General features: G+C 70.5%; 18 protein-coding genes. 8 read left to right on the top strand and 10 right to left on the bottom strand.

All coding sequences use genetic code 11. From position 1 onward, the window contains the following. Positions 1 to 361: 361 nt before the first annotated feature. Both AC1RVY_RS22800 and AC1RVY_RS22795 read right to left on the bottom strand, forming a co-directional pair. Positions 362 to 730: a hypothetical protein gene (locus AC1RVY_RS22800; RefSeq protein WP_492808298.1), complete on the bottom strand. Its 369-nt coding sequence runs from the start codon at positions 728 to 730 to the stop codon at positions 362 to 364. A gap of 32 nt (positions 731 to 762) precedes the next feature. Beyond that, entirely contained in the window at positions 763 to 1,515 is a 753-nt protein-coding gene (locus AC1RVY_RS22795) for an IclR family transcriptional regulator (protein ID WP_492808296.1), read from the bottom strand. 97 nt (positions 1,516 to 1,612) lie between these two features. On the opposite strand from AC1RVY_RS22795, the gene AC1RVY_RS22790 reads away from it, so the two are divergent. The 7 genes from AC1RVY_RS22790 to AC1RVY_RS22760 all read left to right on the top strand — a co-directional run bounded on the left by AC1RVY_RS22790 (position 1,613) and on the right by AC1RVY_RS22760 (position 8,178). Continuing rightward, positions 1,613 to 2,437: an SDR family oxidoreductase gene (locus AC1RVY_RS22790; RefSeq protein WP_218293809.1), complete on the top strand. Its 825-nt coding sequence runs from the start codon at positions 1,613 to 1,615 to the stop codon at positions 2,435 to 2,437. Between the two features lie 54 nt (positions 2,438 to 2,491). Continuing rightward, the gene (locus tag AC1RVY_RS22785) at positions 2,492 to 3,826 is read left to right on the top strand and encodes a flavin-containing monooxygenase (protein ID WP_218293810.1); all 1,335 of its coding nucleotides are present in this window, start codon (positions 2,492 to 2,494) and stop codon (positions 3,824 to 3,826) included. 31 nt (positions 3,827 to 3,857) lie between these two features. Further along, positions 3,858 to 4,787 (top strand): bile acid:sodium symporter family protein, encoded by a 930-nt coding sequence (locus tag AC1RVY_RS22780; RefSeq protein ID WP_218293811.1) that lies wholly within the window; start codon positions 3,858 to 3,860, stop codon positions 4,785 to 4,787. Next, positions 4,784 to 5,776 (top strand): SDR family oxidoreductase, encoded by a 993-nt coding sequence (locus tag AC1RVY_RS22775; protein WP_218293812.1) that lies wholly within the window; start codon positions 4,784 to 4,786, stop codon positions 5,774 to 5,776. The genes AC1RVY_RS22780 and AC1RVY_RS22775 overlap by 4 nt, the downstream gene beginning before the upstream one ends. Then, positions 5,773 to 6,693, top strand: a complete 921-nt coding sequence (locus tag AC1RVY_RS22770; protein WP_218293813.1) for an EamA family transporter — start codon at positions 5,773 to 5,775, stop codon at positions 6,691 to 6,693. The genes AC1RVY_RS22775 and AC1RVY_RS22770 overlap by 4 nt, the downstream gene beginning before the upstream one ends. A gap of 32 nt (positions 6,694 to 6,725) precedes the next feature. Then, positions 6,726 to 7,364: an ABC transporter ATP-binding protein gene (locus AC1RVY_RS22765; protein ID WP_255591800.1), complete on the top strand. Its 639-nt coding sequence runs from the start codon at positions 6,726 to 6,728 to the stop codon at positions 7,362 to 7,364. Between the two features lie 181 nt (positions 7,365 to 7,545). Beyond that, positions 7,546 to 8,178, top strand: a complete 633-nt coding sequence (locus AC1RVY_RS22760) for a LysE family translocator (RefSeq protein WP_218293814.1) — start codon at positions 7,546 to 7,548, stop codon at positions 8,176 to 8,178. Between the two features lie 21 nt (positions 8,179 to 8,199). Here the strand turns inward: AC1RVY_RS22760 and AC1RVY_RS22755 are convergent, their stop codons facing one another. From AC1RVY_RS22755 to AC1RVY_RS22720, 8 genes are all read right to left on the bottom strand, one after another. Further along, complete coding sequence (locus AC1RVY_RS22755) at positions 8,200 to 9,048, bottom strand: LytR/AlgR family response regulator transcription factor (RefSeq protein WP_492808293.1); 849 nt, start codon at positions 9,046 to 9,048, stop codon at positions 8,200 to 8,202. Continuing rightward, positions 9,045 to 10,115: a sensor histidine kinase gene (locus tag AC1RVY_RS22750; RefSeq protein WP_218293816.1), complete on the bottom strand. Its 1,071-nt coding sequence runs from the start codon at positions 10,113 to 10,115 to the stop codon at positions 9,045 to 9,047. Before AC1RVY_RS22750 ends, AC1RVY_RS22755 begins: the two co-directional genes overlap by 4 nt. Before the next feature lie 42 nt (positions 10,116 to 10,157). Further along, a complete protein-coding gene (locus AC1RVY_RS22745; protein WP_218293817.1) occupies positions 10,158 to 10,463 on the bottom strand; it encodes a 2TM domain-containing protein in 306 nt (101 codons plus the stop codon). 36 nt (positions 10,464 to 10,499) lie between these two features. After that, positions 10,500 to 11,456: an alpha/beta fold hydrolase gene (locus AC1RVY_RS22740; RefSeq protein WP_218294435.1), complete on the bottom strand. Its 957-nt coding sequence runs from the start codon at positions 11,454 to 11,456 to the stop codon at positions 10,500 to 10,502. Positions 11,457 to 11,552: 96 nt separating this feature from the next. After that, the gene (locus AC1RVY_RS22735; RefSeq protein WP_492808291.1) at positions 11,553 to 12,626 is read right to left on the bottom strand and encodes an alpha/beta hydrolase family protein; all 1,074 of its coding nucleotides are present in this window, start codon (positions 12,624 to 12,626) and stop codon (positions 11,553 to 11,555) included. Between the two features lie 10 nt (positions 12,627 to 12,636). After that, on the bottom strand, positions 12,637 to 12,930 hold the full coding sequence (locus AC1RVY_RS22730) for a 2TM domain-containing protein (protein WP_218293819.1): 294 nt from the start codon (positions 12,928 to 12,930) through the stop codon (positions 12,637 to 12,639). A 67-nt stretch (positions 12,931 to 12,997) separates the two neighbouring features. Then, positions 12,998 to 13,570 (bottom strand): DUF6622 family protein, encoded by a 573-nt coding sequence (locus AC1RVY_RS22725; protein WP_218293820.1) that lies wholly within the window; start codon positions 13,568 to 13,570, stop codon positions 12,998 to 13,000. A 50-nt stretch (positions 13,571 to 13,620) separates the two neighbouring features. Further along, positions 13,621 to 14,031, bottom strand: a complete 411-nt coding sequence (locus AC1RVY_RS22720; protein WP_492245757.1) for a DUF2306 domain-containing protein — start codon at positions 14,029 to 14,031, stop codon at positions 13,621 to 13,623. Positions 14,032 to 14,380: 349 nt separating this feature from the next. Here AC1RVY_RS22720 and AC1RVY_RS22715 point away from each other — a divergent pair, with 349 nt between their 5' ends. Next, positions 14,381 to 15,715, top strand: a complete 1,335-nt coding sequence (locus AC1RVY_RS22715; protein ID WP_218293822.1) for an efflux RND transporter periplasmic adaptor subunit — start codon at positions 14,381 to 14,383, stop codon at positions 15,713 to 15,715. The last annotated feature ends 5 nt before the right edge of the window (positions 15,716 to 15,720 follow it).

Here is a 15,720-nt window from a genome sequence, read left to right as displayed (position 1 = left end):
CCGTGGCCCTGGTGGATCGCCGGCGCGCGCGCCACCGGGCTGGCCGCAACGGGCTGGGTGGAGGGCGGCAGCGAGGGAAGAGTGGCTTCACCGCCCTGCGCCAGGGTGTTTTCACGGCCCGCGCCAGTGGGCAGGGCCAGGGGTGAAGCCGTGCTGCCGCCGCAGCCTCGAAGAAAAGGCTGGGACCGGGCAGGGGCGCGGGACGGGGTGCTTTCCATGGAAATATCCTTCGTGCGCTGCGCGTCGGGGCATCCGACACGGCGGCGTGATCCGAGGATAGGGCGCGGACCCCGGGGGCGGTGTAGGCGGACGGCCCGCGCTCACGCAGGCATGCGAGGCAGCCCCGCACCGCGCCGCCGCGTCAGTCGATGGCGAACGCTTCGCGCAGGGCGCCGCAGAAGCCCGCATGCCCGCTGAGCGACAGCGTGACCGTGGTCCGGGGAGGGGCCGGGGTGCCGGGCACGGTGGCGATGCGCCCGCTCGCTGCATCGAAGTCCAGCGCCAGCGGCGTGCTCACCTCCTGCACGCCCTGCAGGTCGTATTGCCATTCGCCACTTTCCTCCGAGGGACCGCAGGCGTCGGGGTACTGCGCGTGGGCCCAGCGCAGCACCTGCGCGATCTCGGCGTGCAGGGCGGGCATCTGCGCGGGCGACACGCTGGCCATGGCATCGAAGGTGCCGGTGCCGTCCGTGTCTTCGCTGTAGTCAAAGTCCAGGTAGTGAAGTGGCATGGTGTCTGGTGTCTCGTGGTTGCGGTCCGGGTTCATGTCCAGGTGCGGGCGAGGGCCTGCGCCGCCTCGCTGAGCCGGGGCACCTGCTGCAGGGCCCGCGCCAGCGGCATGCGCACTGCCGGGGCCTGCAGCGCCACCGCGCTGTGCACGCTGCGCCGCCCCCCCGCCGGCACGGGCACCGCAACGCACACCAGCCCATCCACGAACTCCTCGGCGTCGGTGGCATAGCCCTGGCGCGCGATCTGCTCCAGTTCGGCCTCCAGGGCCTTGCGGTCGGTGAGGGTGGTGGCCGTGTGGCGCGTGAGCGGCAACCCGTCCAGGATGGCGCCGCGCCGCGCCGCCGACAGGTAGGCCAGGAAAAGCTTGCCGCTGGCCGAGCAGTGGATGGGCACGCGGGTGCCCGGCCGCAGCTCCAGGCGCAGCGGAAACGCTGATTCCACGCGGTCCAGGTAGATCACTTCGGCGCCGCTCAGGGCGGTTAGGTTGCAGCTCTCGCCGATGTCGGCCACCAGCTGGCGCAGCACCGCGTGGCGCACGCTTTGCTGCGTGCCCGCGCTCAGCGCGCTTTCGGCCAGCCGCAGCAGGCGGGGCGCCGGGGCGTAGCGACGCCCGCCCGGTTCGCGCGCGAGCAGCCCGCCGCCCTCCAGCTGGCCCAGCATGCGGTGCACGCTGGGCTTGGGCCAGCCGCAGGCCTCCACCGCATTGACCAGCGTGAACGGGCGGCCCTGGGCGCACAGGATCTCGAGCAACTCAAAGAGCCGCAGGCTGGGGGATGTTTCTGTCATAAATACCGGAATTCGAGACGAATTCATAAATCATTCCGAGATTATTCCGCACTTTGGCTAAGCTGCAAACACATATCCCCTTGAACAACACATGTCCATGACAGCCTCATTCCAGAACGCGGTACTGACGGGCGCCTGTGGCGGCCTGGGCCAGGCATTGGCGCGGGAACTGATCGCACGGGGCGCCGCGGTGGCGCTGGTGGGGCTGCACCTGCCCACGCTGCAGGCGCTGGCCGCGCTCGCGCCAGAGCGCTGCGCCGTGTACACGCCCGACGTGGCGGACAGTGCCGCCATGCAGGCCATGGCGGCCGACTGGATGGCGCGCGCGGGCGCGCCCGACCTCGTGATCGCCAACGCCGGCGTGGCCGGCGGCTATGACACCGCGCAGGCGGACGACCTGGCCGTGCTGCGCCGCATGCTGGAGATCAACCTCCTGGGCGCCGCCACCACCTTCCAGCCGTTCGTGACCGCGATGCGCTCGCAGCGGCGCGGGGCCCTGGTGGGCGTGGCCAGCATCGCGGGATGGCGCGGCATGCCGGGCAACGGCGCCTATTGCGCCAGCAAGGGCGGCCTGATCCGCTACCTGGAGAGCCTGCGCGCCGAAATGCGCGGCGGGCCCGTGGCGGTGGTCACGGTGAGCCCGGGCTACCTGCGCACGGCCCTCACGGCGGGCAACCGGTTTGCCATGCCCGGCCTCATGGAGCCCGATGCCGCCGCGCGCGCCATGCTGGCTGGCATCGCGCGGGGCCGCACCCACATCGTTCTGCCCGCGCGCATTGGCTGGCTGGCGCGGCTGCTCAACCTCTTGCCCGGCGCCCTGCACGACCGCCTGCTGCTGGGCCAGCCGCGCAAGCCGCGCAGGGGCGAGGCGGGTGCCACGCCGATACCGGGCCTGGCGCCCCCCACCGATCCCCGCGCCTGACCTGCCCATGGCGGGATGGGCCCCAAAAAAATGCCGACAGAAAGCAAAAAAGACATGACACCGGAGACAACCCCCACCGTGGTGGACACCCGCACACAGATCGCGCTCATCGGCGCCGGCCCCAGCGGACTGGCGGCGGCGCGCAACCTGCAGAAGCTGGGCGTGCCATTCCAGGGCTTCGAGGCCCACACGGACGTGGGGGGGCTGTGGAACATCGAGAACCCGCGCAGCACCGTCTACGAATCCGCGCACCTGATCTCCAGCAAGACCACCACGGAGTTCACCGAATTCCCCATGCGCGCCGGCGTGGCCGACTACCCCAGCCACCGCGAGATGCGGCAGTATTTCTTTGATTTCGCGGAGCACTTCGCGCTGCGCCCGCACTACTGGTTCGGCTGCCGCGTATTGAACGTGGAGCCTGCGGGGGAAGGGGCGGCCCCCTTGTGGCGCATCACCTGGAGCCAGCACGGGGGGCCCGCGCAGACCGCGCAGTTCAAGGGCGTGGTCATTGCCAACGGCACGCTGGCCGAACCCAGCATGCCGCGTTTCGAGGGCCGGTTCGACGGCGAGCTGCTGCACACCAGCGCCTACAAGAGCGCCGAGCTGTTCAAGGGAAAACGCGTGCTGGTGGTGGGCGCGGGCAATTCGGGCTGCGACATCGCCGTGGATGCGGTGCACTACGCGCGCAGTGTGGATCTGTCAGTGCGGCGCGGCTACTACTTCGTGCCCAAGTACGTGTTTGGCAAGCCCTCCGACACGCTCGGTGGCAAGTTCAAGATGCCGCCCTGGCTCAAGCAGAAGGTCGACAGCGTGGTGCTGCAGTGGTTCACGGGCGACCCGGTGCGTTTTGGCCTGCCCAGGCCCGACTACAAGATGTACGAGTCGCACCCCGTGGTGAACTCGCTGGTGCTGCACCACCTGGGCCACGGCGACATCCACGTACGACCCGACATCGCGCGCCTGCAGGGGCACACCGTGTTTTTCAAGGACGGCAGCGCGCAGGACTATGACCTGGTGCTCTGCGCCACGGGCTACAAGCTGCACTACCCCTTCATCGACCACAGCCTGCTGAACTGGCAGGGCATGGCGCCGCAGCTGTACTTGAACATCCTTTCGCCGCGCTTCGACAACCTGGCCGTGATGGGCATGATCGAGGCCAGCGGCATCGGCTGGCAGGGCCGCTACGAGCAGGCCGAACTGGTGGCGCGCTTCTTCAGGGCGCAGGCAGAGGGATCGCCCCGCGCCGATGCGCTGCGCCAGGCCAAGGCCGGCCCGGCCCCCGACCTCTCGGGCGGCTTCAAGTACCTCAAGCTCGAACGCATGGCGTACTACGTGCACAAGGACACCTACCGCAGCGCGGTGCGCGCGGCGTCTGCCGCGCTGGCCTGAATTCCCTCCCCACTATTCCGAAGGGCCCACCATGCTGCCTGTCGACGAAATCCGGCTCAATTTCAATCCCGCATCGCTCGTGGTGCTCAACGTGGTGCTGGGCTTCCTCATGTTCGGCATCGCGCTGGACACGCGCGTGGCCGACTTCAAGCGCGTGCTGCGCATGCCAGGCGCCATGGCGGTGGGCGTGGCCGCGCAGTTCATCGTGCTGCCGGCGGTGACCTTCGTGCTCACGCTGCTGCTTTCGCCCGGCCCCAGCATCGCGCTGGGCATGATCCTCGTGGCCTGCTGCCCGCCGGGCAACGTGAGCAACATCCTCACGCACCGCGCGGGGGGCAACGTGGCGCTGTCGGTGTCGATGACGGCGATCTCCAACGCGCTGGCCATCGTGCTCATGCCGCTGAACTTCGCCTTCTGGGGCGGCATGCACCCCACGGCGGCGCCGCTGCTGCGCAGCATCGCGCTGGACCCGCTGGAGATGGCGGGCCACATCGTGGCCATCATCGGGCTGCCGTTCGTGCTGGGCATCCTGTGTGCCGAGAAGCTGCCCCGCTTCACGCGGCGGGTGCACAAGCCCGTGCGCATCCTGAGCTTCGTCTGCCTGATCGGCTTCATCATCGGTGCGGTGGCGGGCAACTGGCGCTATTTTCTCGACTACGTGGGGCTGGTGCTGCTGGCGGTGGCGCTGCACGATGCGCTGGCCTTCGGCACCGGGTATGCCTGTGCACGGCTGAGCGGCCTGTCCGACTACGACCGGCGCGCCGTGAGCATCGAAGTCGGCATCCGCAATGCCGGGCTGGGCCTGGTGCTGATCTTCAGCTTCTTCGGCGGCCTGGGCGGCATGGCCGTGGTGGCGGGCGTCTGGGGCTTCTGGGACATCATCGCGGGCCTGGCGCTGGCGGGATGGTGGGGGCGCCGGCCGCCCGTGGTGCCCCATGCCGTGCGGGAGGGCGGCGCATGATGGCGCGCATTCTCGTGACCGGGGCCGACGGTTTCCTGGGCCGCGGCGTGGTGGCGGCCCTGGCGCGCGAGGGCGCCCCCGTCATCGTCGCCGCCGACGTGCGCGAAGTGCCCGCCGAGCGCCGCCTGCCCGGCGTCACCTACGTGGTGCAGGACGTGCGCGACCCGGCGCTGGCGCAAACGCTGGCCGAGCACTCCATTGACAGCGTGGTGCACCTGGCCTCCATCGTCACGCCCGGCAAGGGCTCCAACCGCGAATTCGAATACTCCGTGGACGTGCTGGGCAGCCAGAACGTGCTCGACGCCTGCGTGGCTACGGGCGTGCGGCACCTGGTCGTCAGCTCCAGCGGCGCGGCCTATGGCTACCACGCCGACAATCCCGACTGGCTGCGCGAAACGGATGCGCTGCGGGGGAACGAAGTCTTTGCCTATGCGCACCACAAGCGCCTGGTGGAGGAGATGCTGGCGCGCTACCGCACACAGCACCCGCAACTCGCGCAGACCGTGCTGCGCATCGGCACCATCCTGGGCGAGCGGGTGGACAACCAGATCACGGCGCTGTTCGAGAAGCGGCGCCTGCTGGCCATCCGGGGCAGCGCCAGTCCGTTCGTGTTCATCTGGGACGAGGATGTCACCGGTGCCATCGTGCACGCGCTGCGCACGCGCCGCGCCGGGTGCTTCAACCTCGCGGGCGATGGCGCGCTGCCGCTGCGCGAGATCGCGGCGCGCCTGGGCAAACCGGTGCTGGACCTGCCGGCGGGCCTGCTGCGCGCCGCGCTGGCGATGGGGTCGGCCCTGGGCGTGAGCCGCTACGGGCCCGAGCAGCTCGACTTTCTGCGCTATCGCCCGGTGCTGCACAACACCGCGCTCAAGGAGGTGCTGGGCTACGTGCCGGCCAAGACCAGCAGCGAGGCCTTCGACGCCTTCGTGGCCGCGCGCGAACGCCAGGGGCGTCCGGTGGCAGTGGGCAGCCGCGTGGTGTCCGCATGAATGCCGCCGCGCTGAGCCGGGGCGACCTGCTGCGCGCCTTGGCGGTGGTGGTCATCTGGGGGCTGAACTTCGTGGTGATGAAGCTGGGCCTGCAGGGGCTTAGCCCCATGCTGCTGGGGGCGCTGCGGTTCTCGGCCGCGTCGCTGCCCTTCCTGCTGTTCGTGCCGCGCCCGGCGCTCCCCTGGCGGTTCGTGCTGGGCTATGGGCTGGCCCAGGGCCTGGGCCAGTTCGGATTCCTGTTCCTGGGGTTGCAGCTGGGGATGACGGCGGGCATGGCGTCGGTCGTCATGCAGACGCAGGCCTTCTTCACGCTGCTGCTGGCCGCCCCGCTGCTGGGCGAGCGCGCCCGGCCCTGGCAGTGGTGGGGCCTCACGCTGGCCTTCGCGGGGCTGATGACCATCGGGCTCGCCCATGGCGAAGGCCCCGGGCAGATGACGCTCGCGGGCTTCGTGCTCACGCTGGCGGCCGCCTTCATGTGGGCGGTGTCCAATCTCGTGGCGCGCCGTGCCGCGACGGCGGGGCCGTACGGGCCGTTCCCGTTCATCGTGTGGAGCAGCACGGTGCCGATCGTGCCTTTCTTCGCGCTGGCGCTGTGGACCGATGGCGCGCAGGGCGTGCTCGCGCAGCTGCGGGCGGTGGACGGCGTGGCGCTGGCGGCCGTGCTGTACCTCGCCCTGCTGGCCACCTTGCTCGCCTACACGTTGTGGACGCAGCTGTTGCAGCGCCACCCCGCCGGGCGGGTCACTCCGTTTTCACTGCTGGTGCCGGTGGTCGGGCTGTGGGCCGCATATGCCTTTCTGGGAGAGCAGCCCGCGCCGCTGCAGTGGGCGGGAGCGGGGGCCGTGCTCTGCGGGCTCGTGGTCAACCAGGCCGGGGGCTGGCTGCGGGCGCGGCGCGCGAGGCCGGCGGCCTCCTAGAATCCCTTCTTTTCTTCTTTTCGCAAGGATGCATGGTGGCCGACAGCGTGGTGTTGCAGGTGCAGGGGTTGCGGTTTGCCTACCCGGAGTGCGCGGTGCTGGAGGGCTTCAGCCTCGCATGGCCCGCGGGGCTGGCGCTGGTGCAGGGCGACGAGAGCACGGGCAAGACCACGCTGCTGCGCGTGCTGGCGGGTGAGCTGGCGCCCCAGGCGGGCGATATCACGCTGCGCGGCGTGCGCCGGGGGGCGGTGCCTGCCGCGGCCTGGCGCGCGCAGGTGTTCTGGCAGGACCCGCGCGCCACGGCGCTGGACCCGCTCACGGTGCGCCAGTGGCTGGGCAGCCTGCCTGCGCACTGCGCGCAGTGGGACGCCGCCGCCCTGGCGGCGCATGTGGAGGGGTTCTCGCTGGAACCTCATCTGGACAAGCCTTTTTTTGCCTTGTCCACCGGCAGCCGGCGCAAGGCGCTGATGGCCGCCGCGCTGGCCAGCGGGGCCGCGCTCACGCTCATCGACGAGCCGGTGGCGGGGCTCGACAAGCCTTCGGTCAGCTACCTCGGCCAGGCCCTGGCCGAAGCCGCGCGCCAGCCGGCGCGGCTGGTGGTGGTGGCGCACTACGAGGCGCTGCCGGGCGTGCCCTGGGACAGCGTGGCGACATTGGCCCGGCCTCGCTAGGGCCCGTCAACACTGTTTTCACCAGTGCCAAGGCCGGGGCCTTGGCTAGGAACGCAACGACGAGTGGCCTGGATGGGATGCAGTGGGCGGCCTCCCCTTCGGGTTGCGATGCCAGCAAAAATAGTGCTGACAGCCCTAAACTGGGCGACCCTGCCTGCCCATTTCTCTTGAAGGACACCCCATGGACGCGCTCCTCTTCGCCCCGGTCGCCGTGGCCATTGCGCTCACGCCCGGCCCCAACAACTTCTGCGGCCTCAACAACGGCATCCGCGCGGGCATCGGCGCGGCGCTGGTGGCCACGCTGGGGCGGGTGGCGGCGTTCGCCATCTTCCTGACCATCTCGGCCGTGGGCCTGGGGGCGATGCTGCTGGCATCCGAGATGGCGTTCACGGTCGTCAAGTGGGTGGGCGCCTGCTACCTCTTCTGGCTGGGCTGGAAGGCATGGCGCAGCCGTGAGTTCAGCGGGCTGGAGGTGGTCGAGGGCGGCGACGTGAAATCCTCCGGCGCCCCGGTGCGGCTGAAGGCGCTCATCACCCAGGAGTTCCTGCTGGGCATCACCAACCCCAAGGCCATCATCCTGTTCGCGGCGATCTTCCCGCAGTTCATCGACCCGAGCCAGCCGGCCGTGCGCCAGTTCGTGGTGCTGGGCGCCGTGTACCTGGCCGCCGAATTCGTGTCCACAGCCGTGTACGCGGCGGGTGGGCGGCAGATTCGCCGCTTCATCCGCACATCGCGTGGGGTGGTGCGGCTGAACAAGGCCACGGGCGGTTTCTTCATGGGGGCGGGCGGCCTGCTGCTGGCCACCAATCGCTGACACCCGGGCGCGGGCGCGCCGCTACATCGCCTTGAACAGGTGGGCGTAGAGGCGGCTCACGGGCAGCTTCTCGGGCCGTCCGGCCAGCTCCAGGTGCAGCTTGCCCGCCTCGTCGCGGGTCACGGTGGTGATGCAACTGGCGCGCACCAGCGTGCTGCGGTGGATCTGCCAGAACACCTGGGTGTCGAGCTGGCCGATCAGGTCCTTGAGCGGGGTGCGGATCAGGTACTCACGCGCTGCGGTCAGCACCCGCACGTACTTGTCGGCCGCCTCGAAATACAGCACGTCGGCCACCGGCACCATGTGGATCTGGCTGCCGCTGCTGGCCTGGATGAGCGTGAGCGGGGTGCCCGTCGCCGGTGCAGCGGGCGCAGCTGCGGCAACGGGGGCCGCCACCCCGGGCGCCACCAGCAGGTTCCGCAGCTGGGCCATGGTTGCTTCAAAATCCATAGCGGCTGGCGCTTTGCTGGCAAGCGCCAGCTGCAGTTTTTGCACCGTTTTTTGCAGCCGCGCGGCCTGCACGGGCTTGAGCAGGTAGTCCACCGCCTGCGCTTCGAACGCCTGCACGGCGTACTGGTCGTAGGCGGTCACGAACACCAGCGCCGGGAAGGGGCGGCCCGCGGGGCCTTCCGTTGGCCAGGCGTCGGCCAGTTCCACGGCCGCGTCCAGCCCGCTCTGGCCGGGCATGCGGATGTCGAAGAACAGCACGTCCGGCTGCAGCGCCAGGGCCTGGCGCACGGCGGACAGACCGTCGCCCACGGTGGCCACGACCTGCAGCCCGGGCCAGGACCGGGCCAGCTCTTGCTGCAGCGCGGCGGCGAGCAGGGGTTCGTCTTCAGCAATCAGGGCGCGCACGGCAGGCTGGGTCATGGGGTGGTGGTCGACGGGCTCGATTTCAAGGGAAAAGTGACCGTAGCGCTTGTCCCGCCAGCGCTACCAGCTATCAATTTCAGAGTGCCCGCCGTTCCGTGCAGTGTGGCCAGCCGCTCACGGGCCTGGGCCAGGCCAAAGCTCTGCCCCGGCCCCGGGGTGGGCAGGGTGTCGGGCAGGCCCGCGCCGGTGTCGGTCACCTCCAGCACCAATAGCGGCCCGCTGTCACTCTGCCGCGTGCTGGCACGCACGGTGATGTGCCCGCCCTCGACCTGCGGCTCCAACCCGTGGCGGATGGCGTTTTCCACCAGGGGCTGCAGCAGCAGCGGCGGCACGGGCACATCGCGCAGCGCGTCGGGCAGGTCCAGCGTGTAGGCCAGGCGCGGGCCCATGCGCACCGCCATCAGCTCCAGGTAGTCACGCAGGCGCTCGAACTCGTTCTCCAGCCGGTGTTGGGTGCTGCGCGAGGCGCTGAGCGTGGCGCGCAGGTAGCCGATCATGCGGTCCAGCATCTCCTGCGCGCGGGCCGGGTCGGTGCCGATCAGCATGCGCAGGTTGGCCAGAGTGTTGAACAGCATGTGGGGTTCGAGCTGCGTTTCCAGCAGCTTGAGCTGCGCTTCGCTCGCCTGGCTGCGCACCTCGTTGACCTTGGCCAGCAGCCAGGCGCTTTTGCTCTTGGTGTAGAAGTAGTAGGTGCCCAGGAACCCCGCCACCACGGTGATGCCGATGGAGATGCGCAACTGCGCACGGCCACCCTGGTCCCACGACGAGCTGCCGCACCACCAGTCGCCCAGCAGCGTGCCGCCCAGGTAGCCCAGCACGATGCTGGCAAACGGCAGCAGGAACCCGGACAGGCCCGTGGGCCAGCCCGTCTCCTTGCTGGACGGAAACAGGTGCCGGCCGAAGTCGATCAGCGCCCAGGTCAGCGAGCCGATGGCCAGCGAGTAGCGGGCCGGGATGTCGTAGGCCTTCTCGGGCTGGAAGGCGTACTGCAGGGCCGCGATGGCCAGGCAGAAGGCCAGCACCTGCAGCAGGTGCTGCAACTTCTCGATCCAGTCGATTTTCATGGCGGCGCGGGCGTGGTGGTCGGGGGCTCGGAGCGGTGCGTGCTAGCGCTGGTTGCGCTCTTGCTGGTCGCGCAAAAGCCGCTCGCGCTCCTTTTGCACCATGCGCTCGCGCAGGCCGCTGCCGGTGCCCAGCACGAACACCGAGATGCCGTGCAGCGCCAGCCCCAGGCCCCAGCCCAGCAGCGGGAACACCGACCACGGCCGGTTGCCGAAGCCGTAGCGCGACAGGCTGAACAGCACCAGGTTGACCACGACGAAGGCGGCGGCGTGCACATACCAGCCCAGCTTGGCGCCAGCGCGCCGGCGGGCCAGTTGTTCGATGTCGTCGGGGGTCATGGGTTGGGGCATGGTGAGGGGTCGATTCTAGGCGGGCGCCGCGCAGGCTCAGCCCTGGCAGGCGTGGGCGATGGTGCGCACGGCCAGCGCGTTCAGCGTGAGGCCGATGTGATTCACGCCGGGCACCAGTGTCACGGACACGGACTTGCCTGCCTGGGCGAAAAGCCCAGCATAGCGCTCGGCGTGGAACAGCTCGTCCTCCTGGCCGGCCACGATGCAGATGTGGCCACGGGCGTTGCGGATGTCGCTCAGGTAGTCGCCGCGCGGGCGGAAGTTGCTGGCCACCGTGTAGGAATAGTGCGGCGTGAGCCCGGCGCGCGAGGCTTCGTCCAGGGCGAAACCCAGCACGGGCAGGTGGTTCCACCAGGCGATGCCCAACTGGTTGAGCAGTGTCAGCGCCATGAGCCGGGGGACGCCCACCGCGGCCCAGCCGCCAGTGTCCGGTCGCGCAGTGGGCGCATTCTGGTGCAGGAAGGGGGCGAGCAGCACGTAGCGGTCGAAAAGCCCCTGCAGGGGGCCGCCCGCAATGCGCAGCGCGAAGCCACCCCCGGCGGAAAATCCCATGAGCGTCTGGGGGCCGGCGTGGGGCACGGCTCGCAGGAAATCCTCTAGGTCATCGTCCATCTGGCCCACATAGGCAGCCTGCCCGCGCGGGCCGGATTCGCCGTGCCCCCGCATGTCCAGCGCTGCCACCGCATAGCCGGATGCGGCCAGCGCCTGGGCCAGCACATGGGTGGACCGAGCCCTCGAGGAAGACCCATGGATCAGCACCACGCGCCGCAGGGGCTCCGCGCCGGCTGCCGCCACGGGGGCGTAGCCGTACCAGGCCAGCGCCGTGCCGTCGCGTGCCGTGTAGCGTTGCACGGGCGGCAGCTGGCTGAAGTCCACGCCCGCAAAAGGCGTGTTCACGCTGTCCAGCGCGGCGATGTCCCGGGGCCCGCCCCAGGCAATGGCGGCCGCGAGCGCGGCGAAGCCGGCAAGGAGAAGGATGGCAGGGATGAGCATGGCGTAAAGGTGGCGGGGACTGATGGGCCAGAAGGACTGCGGCAGGGGGATGCGGACACGGGCTTCATGGCGAAACGGGTGTCTCGCGTCATGCGGTCACGGAGCGCCACGGCGCGGCAGCGGCAGCAGGTGCTGCTCGAAGTAGCGCACGATCCGCAGGTCGACAGCGTGCATCTGGCTGCGGTCGAAGCCCGGCGGGTCGCCCAGCAGCCGCGCCGCCAGCGCGGACATCCGGTCCCGGGGCGGCGGTGGGGAGAGCAGCGCGCCGTGGCCGGCGTCGGGCAGGGCGGCCAGCACGGTGCAGCGGTCGGCGCAGGCCTGGAGCACACGGTCGCTGTGAAAGCGGGGCACCAGCCACAGATCGTGCCCGGAGGTGATCAGCGCCAGGGGCACGCGCGGCCTGGCCAGTGACTCCATGTCGAAATCCGCCGCGGCCGGCACCCCCGCCACCACGGCCGCGATGCGCGGTTCGCCGTGGGCCTGCCAGGCGGCGTCGTCAAAACGCTGGCGGATGACGCCCAGCGCCACGGCCTTCTTCACGCCGTCGAGGACGTTGCCCTTGAGTTCGGTGGCAAGCCCCACGCAGGTCGCGAAGTCGTCCGCGATGTGGGCTTCGCAGTGCTGCCGGAACAAGGCGGGCGACCAGCGTCCGCCAGCCAGGCTGAGGGCGGTGTGGCCGCCGGCGGACATGCCGTACATGCCCACCCGGTCCAGCGACAGCAGGGGCGCCAGGGCCGCGTCCTTGGCGATGGCGTCGATGGCGCGTGAGACCTCGGCCGGGCGCCGCTTCCAGCTTTCGGGGCCGGGGGTCGACGGGTCTTTCGCGTTGTCGCCGGCGTGTTCGGGCAGGGCCACCACGAAGCCCGCGCCCACCAGGGCGCGCGCCAGGTCCGAGTGCACCCACGGGTTGCCGCCGGAGCCGTGCGACACCACGACCAGCCGGCCGTTGCCCGCCACCGGAGCGCCTTGCCAGGCCGCCTGGAGGCTGAAGGGGCCGCGCTGCAGTGCCTCGTCGGGTGCGCTGCTGGGGTAGTACACGGTGACGGGGCCGTCGCCCTGCATGCCCGGAATCTCCATGAGGCCCGTACCCGCCTGCGCCAGGCTGGCGCACACGGCGAGCAGGCCCGCCAGGATCAGGGAAACGTGGTGGTGGATGTGCAGCTGTTTCATGGAGCCTCGCTCAGGATGGGTTGTGGTTCTGGGCAATGCGGTCGCGCTCGGCCTGCACCATGCGCTCGTGCAGGCCGGACCCACCAGCCAGCAGAAACACCACGATGCCGTGCACGGCCAGGCCGATGCCCCAGCCCAGCGCGGGGTAGACGGCCCAGTGGCGGCCGCTGCTGGCGGACAGCGTGACGAGCAGCAGGTTGACCAGAAGATAGACGCTGGCGTGCATGTACCAGCCCAGCTTGGCGCCGGCACGTTTGCGGGCCAGGCGTTCGATGGGGTCGTTGAAGGTCGGTTCTTGGCGCATGGCGGGTTCTCCTAAACAGTCAGGCAAGGAAGGGAAGGGGAGGGCAGGCAACGGGCATGGCCGGGGTTCAGGTGCCCACCGGCGAAGCGCCGAAGACCGCGCTGTGCTGCGCCAGGCGCCACAGACGCAGTGCCCGGGCGGCAAACAGGCCGTTGAACACGCCGTAGAGGGCGGAGATCTGCAGGGCAAACGCGCCGTCCCGGGCCAGGGACGGCTGCAGGGCCAGCTCGGCGCCCACGAAGTACTTGGTCAGGAAGATGCCGATGATCAGCGCCAGCGGCATCGCGCTGCCCGGAACGTGGAAGCTGCGCGAGGAGGCCGCGTAGAGCGTGCCGGCCGGCGCGGTGGGCTGGAACCACAGGGCCAGCGCGCCGATCAGCACCGCGGCCACGAGCCAGGCGCCGACCGCCTGCGCCGCCGTCTGGCCCGCGCCGCCAAACGCCGACACGACGCCCGCCACGGAGAAGATGGCCATGCCCACGGGCATGAGCAGGGTCCGGCGCAGGCTGGCGGTGCGGTCGCACAGCTGGCTGGCCCCCAGCCCCACGAGGGCGGCCAGCAGGCCCCAGACCCAGTAGGGAGTGTGCGTGACGATCTGGATCAGTGCCTGGGGCTGGTGAACAATCACATTGAGCAGCATGGTGTGGTTCCTTGGTGTGGAGGGGATGTGGGGGCTGGAAAGGGGCGGGGTCAGAGCAGGCCCAGCTGGCTCCAGAGCGAGTGCCCCAGAAAACGCCCGGGCAACAGGGTGAAGCCGCCTGCGACGATGCAGGCGCCGATGTAGATGCGCTGCATGACCACGCGGTGGCCGGCGATGTTGCGCCGGGCCAGGTAGATGAAGGACAGCACCAGCATCCCCAGCGTCACCGGGATCAGCAGGTGGATGAGCCCGAAGCTCCCCCAGCGGGGACCATTGCCGCCGCTGATGAAGATGGCGGAGACCGCGGTGGCCACCATGAGGGTGACCCAGGCATATCCGGCGGCGCGGTGCAGGCGGGGGCGCTGGGTGGCGCCCTTGCGCGCCCACAGGGCGAGGGGGCCGATGGCCGTGGCGGCGAGGGCGGCGGCGAGGTGGATGGCGATGACGGGGGTGAGTTGCATGGGGTGCTCCTGGCGCGTTCGATGGAGCGGACTGTGCCGCCGCCCGCCCGGGGCCGCCAGCGCCTTGCGACGAAACGCGGCCTGGCTGCCGCGAAATGCAGGATGGCGGTGCGGCCTGCAGGGCCTTGGGCCCCCGATTTCATGCAAACTCTGGGGAATGTGGGGACGCCGGCCGCCCGGAACGGAAGGTGCCCTGGCGCCCGGCCTCCCAGGTTTACTTTTCTTCGCACAGCGTTCAAGGCAAAGCTTGAATTGACTCTCTACGATCAGGCATGGCGCGATCCCCGCCGCCGCCTGTTGCCATTCCCCCAGTCCGGCCCGCAGCCCAAGAACACGAATCAGGACCGCCATGAACCCGCAAGACGTCAACGCGCCCCCGCCATCGGCCATTCCGCCCGCCCCCGCGGCCCCACCGCCCCGGCGCTCGCGATGGGTGGGCAGCCTGCTGGCCCTGGTGCTGGTGGGCCTTGTCGGCGGGGCTGCCTGGTACCTCGTCCAGCGTTCCGGCGGCGAGCAGGGCGCCGGGCCCGGCCGGGGCATGCCCGGGGGCGGGCGCCCCATGGTCACCGTGGGCGACGCGGTGGCGCGCAGGGCGGAGCTGCCCGTGGTCATCGACGCGCTGGGCACCGTGATCCCCGCCACCACCGTCACGCTGCGGCCCCAGGTGTCGGGCATGCTCACGCAGGTGCTTTTCACCGAGGGCCAGATGGTCAAGAAGGGGCAGGTGCTGGCGCAGATCGACCCCAGGCCCTTCGAACAGGCGCTGATGCAGGCCCAGGGCACCCGGCAGCGGGACGAGGCCCAGCTGGAGAATGCGCGCCTCACGCTGGAGCGCTACCGCACCCTGCTGTCGCAGGACTCCATCGCCCGCCAGGACGTGGACACGCAGGCCGCGCTGGTCAAGCAGCTTGAAGGCACGGTGATGACCGACAAGGCCCAGGAAGGCACGGCGCGCCTGAACCTGGACTACACGCGCATCACCTCGCCCGCCACGGGCCGCATCGGGCTGCGCACGGTGGATGCGGGCAACTATGTGACATCGGGCGACGCGACGGGCATCGCCACCATCACCCAGGTGGCCCCGATTGACGTGCAGTTCTCGGTCCCGCAGGACCGCGTGGGCGATGTCCGGGCGGCGCAGGGCGCGGCGCCCACGCTGGCCGTGACGGCGCTGGACCGCACGCGCAAGGCCGAACTCGACAAGGGCCTTTTTTCCACGCTGGACAACCAGGTGGACACCACCACAGGTACCGTCAAGGCCAAGGCGCGCTTCGAGAACGCGGCGGGGGCGCTGTTTCCCAACCAGTTCGTGAACGTGCAGCTGCTGCTGCGCAACGTGCCCGCGGTGGTGGTCCCGGTGACGGCCGTGCGCACGGGCGCCAATGGCGACTATGTCTATGTCATCAACGAAGACCGCACCGTGTCCCTGCGCAAGGTCAAGCGCGGCCAGGCGACCGTGGGGCTCATGGCCATCGCCGAAGGGCTCCGGGAGGGCGAACGCGTGGTGACCGAGGGCGGGGACCGCCTGCAGGACGGCATGGCCGTGCAGCTGCCCGGTGCCCCGGCGGCCGCGCGCGGCCCCCGCCCGGGCGCCAGCGGGCCCCGCTCGGGAGCGAGCGGGCCGCGTGGCGGTGCCTCCGGTGAAGGTCAGCAGCGCCGCCAGCGCCCCGCGCAGAACCCCTGAGCCGC

Source organism: Acidovorax sp. GW821-FHT11A03, assembly GCF_058809075.1.
This window is presented reverse-complemented; position numbering and strand designations above follow the sequence as displayed.

Excerpts from the sequence above, each read along its gene's own strand:
- AC1RVY_RS22800 (WP_492808298.1), bottom strand. The coding sequence starts at position 730 with ATGCCACTTCACTACCTGGACTTTGACTACAGCGAAGACACGGACGGC.
- AC1RVY_RS22795 (WP_492808296.1), bottom strand. The coding sequence starts at position 1,515 with ATGACAGAAACATCCCCCAGCCTGCGGCTCTTTGAGTTGCTCGAGATC.
- AC1RVY_RS22790 (WP_218293809.1), top strand. The coding sequence starts at position 1,613 with ATGACAGCCTCATTCCAGAACGCGGTACTGACGGGCGCCTGTGGCGGC.
- AC1RVY_RS22785 (WP_218293810.1), top strand. The coding sequence starts at position 2,492 with ATGACACCGGAGACAACCCCCACCGTGGTGGACACCCGCACACAGATC.
- AC1RVY_RS22780 (WP_218293811.1), top strand. The coding sequence starts at position 3,858 with ATGCTGCCTGTCGACGAAATCCGGCTCAATTTCAATCCCGCATCGCTC.
- AC1RVY_RS22775 (WP_218293812.1), top strand. The coding sequence starts at position 4,784 with ATGATGGCGCGCATTCTCGTGACCGGGGCCGACGGTTTCCTGGGCCGC.
- AC1RVY_RS22770 (WP_218293813.1), top strand. The coding sequence starts at position 5,773 with ATGAATGCCGCCGCGCTGAGCCGGGGCGACCTGCTGCGCGCCTTGGCG.
- AC1RVY_RS22765 (WP_255591800.1), top strand. The coding sequence starts at position 6,726 with ATGGTGGCCGACAGCGTGGTGTTGCAGGTGCAGGGGTTGCGGTTTGCC.
- AC1RVY_RS22760 (WP_218293814.1), top strand. The coding sequence starts at position 7,546 with ATGGACGCGCTCCTCTTCGCCCCGGTCGCCGTGGCCATTGCGCTCACG.
- AC1RVY_RS22755 (WP_492808293.1), bottom strand. The coding sequence starts at position 9,048 with ATGACCCAGCCTGCCGTGCGCGCCCTGATTGCTGAAGACGAACCCCTG.
- AC1RVY_RS22750 (WP_218293816.1), bottom strand. The coding sequence starts at position 10,115 with ATGAAAATCGACTGGATCGAGAAGTTGCAGCACCTGCTGCAGGTGCTG.
- AC1RVY_RS22745 (WP_218293817.1), bottom strand. The coding sequence starts at position 10,463 with ATGCCCCAACCCATGACCCCCGACGACATCGAACAACTGGCCCGCCGG.
- AC1RVY_RS22740 (WP_218294435.1), bottom strand. The coding sequence starts at position 11,456 with ATGCTCATCCCTGCCATCCTTCTCCTTGCCGGCTTCGCCGCGCTCGCG.
- AC1RVY_RS22735 (WP_492808291.1), bottom strand. The coding sequence starts at position 12,626 with ATGAAACAGCTGCACATCCACCACCACGTTTCCCTGATCCTGGCGGGC.
- AC1RVY_RS22730 (WP_218293819.1), bottom strand. The coding sequence starts at position 12,930 with ATGCGCCAAGAACCGACCTTCAACGACCCCATCGAACGCCTGGCCCGC.
- AC1RVY_RS22725 (WP_218293820.1), bottom strand. The coding sequence starts at position 13,570 with ATGCTGCTCAATGTGATTGTTCACCAGCCCCAGGCACTGATCCAGATC.
- AC1RVY_RS22720 (WP_492245757.1), bottom strand. The coding sequence starts at position 14,031 with ATGCAACTCACCCCCGTCATCGCCATCCACCTCGCCGCCGCCCTCGCC.
- AC1RVY_RS22715 (WP_218293822.1), top strand. The coding sequence starts at position 14,381 with ATGAACCCGCAAGACGTCAACGCGCCCCCGCCATCGGCCATTCCGCCC.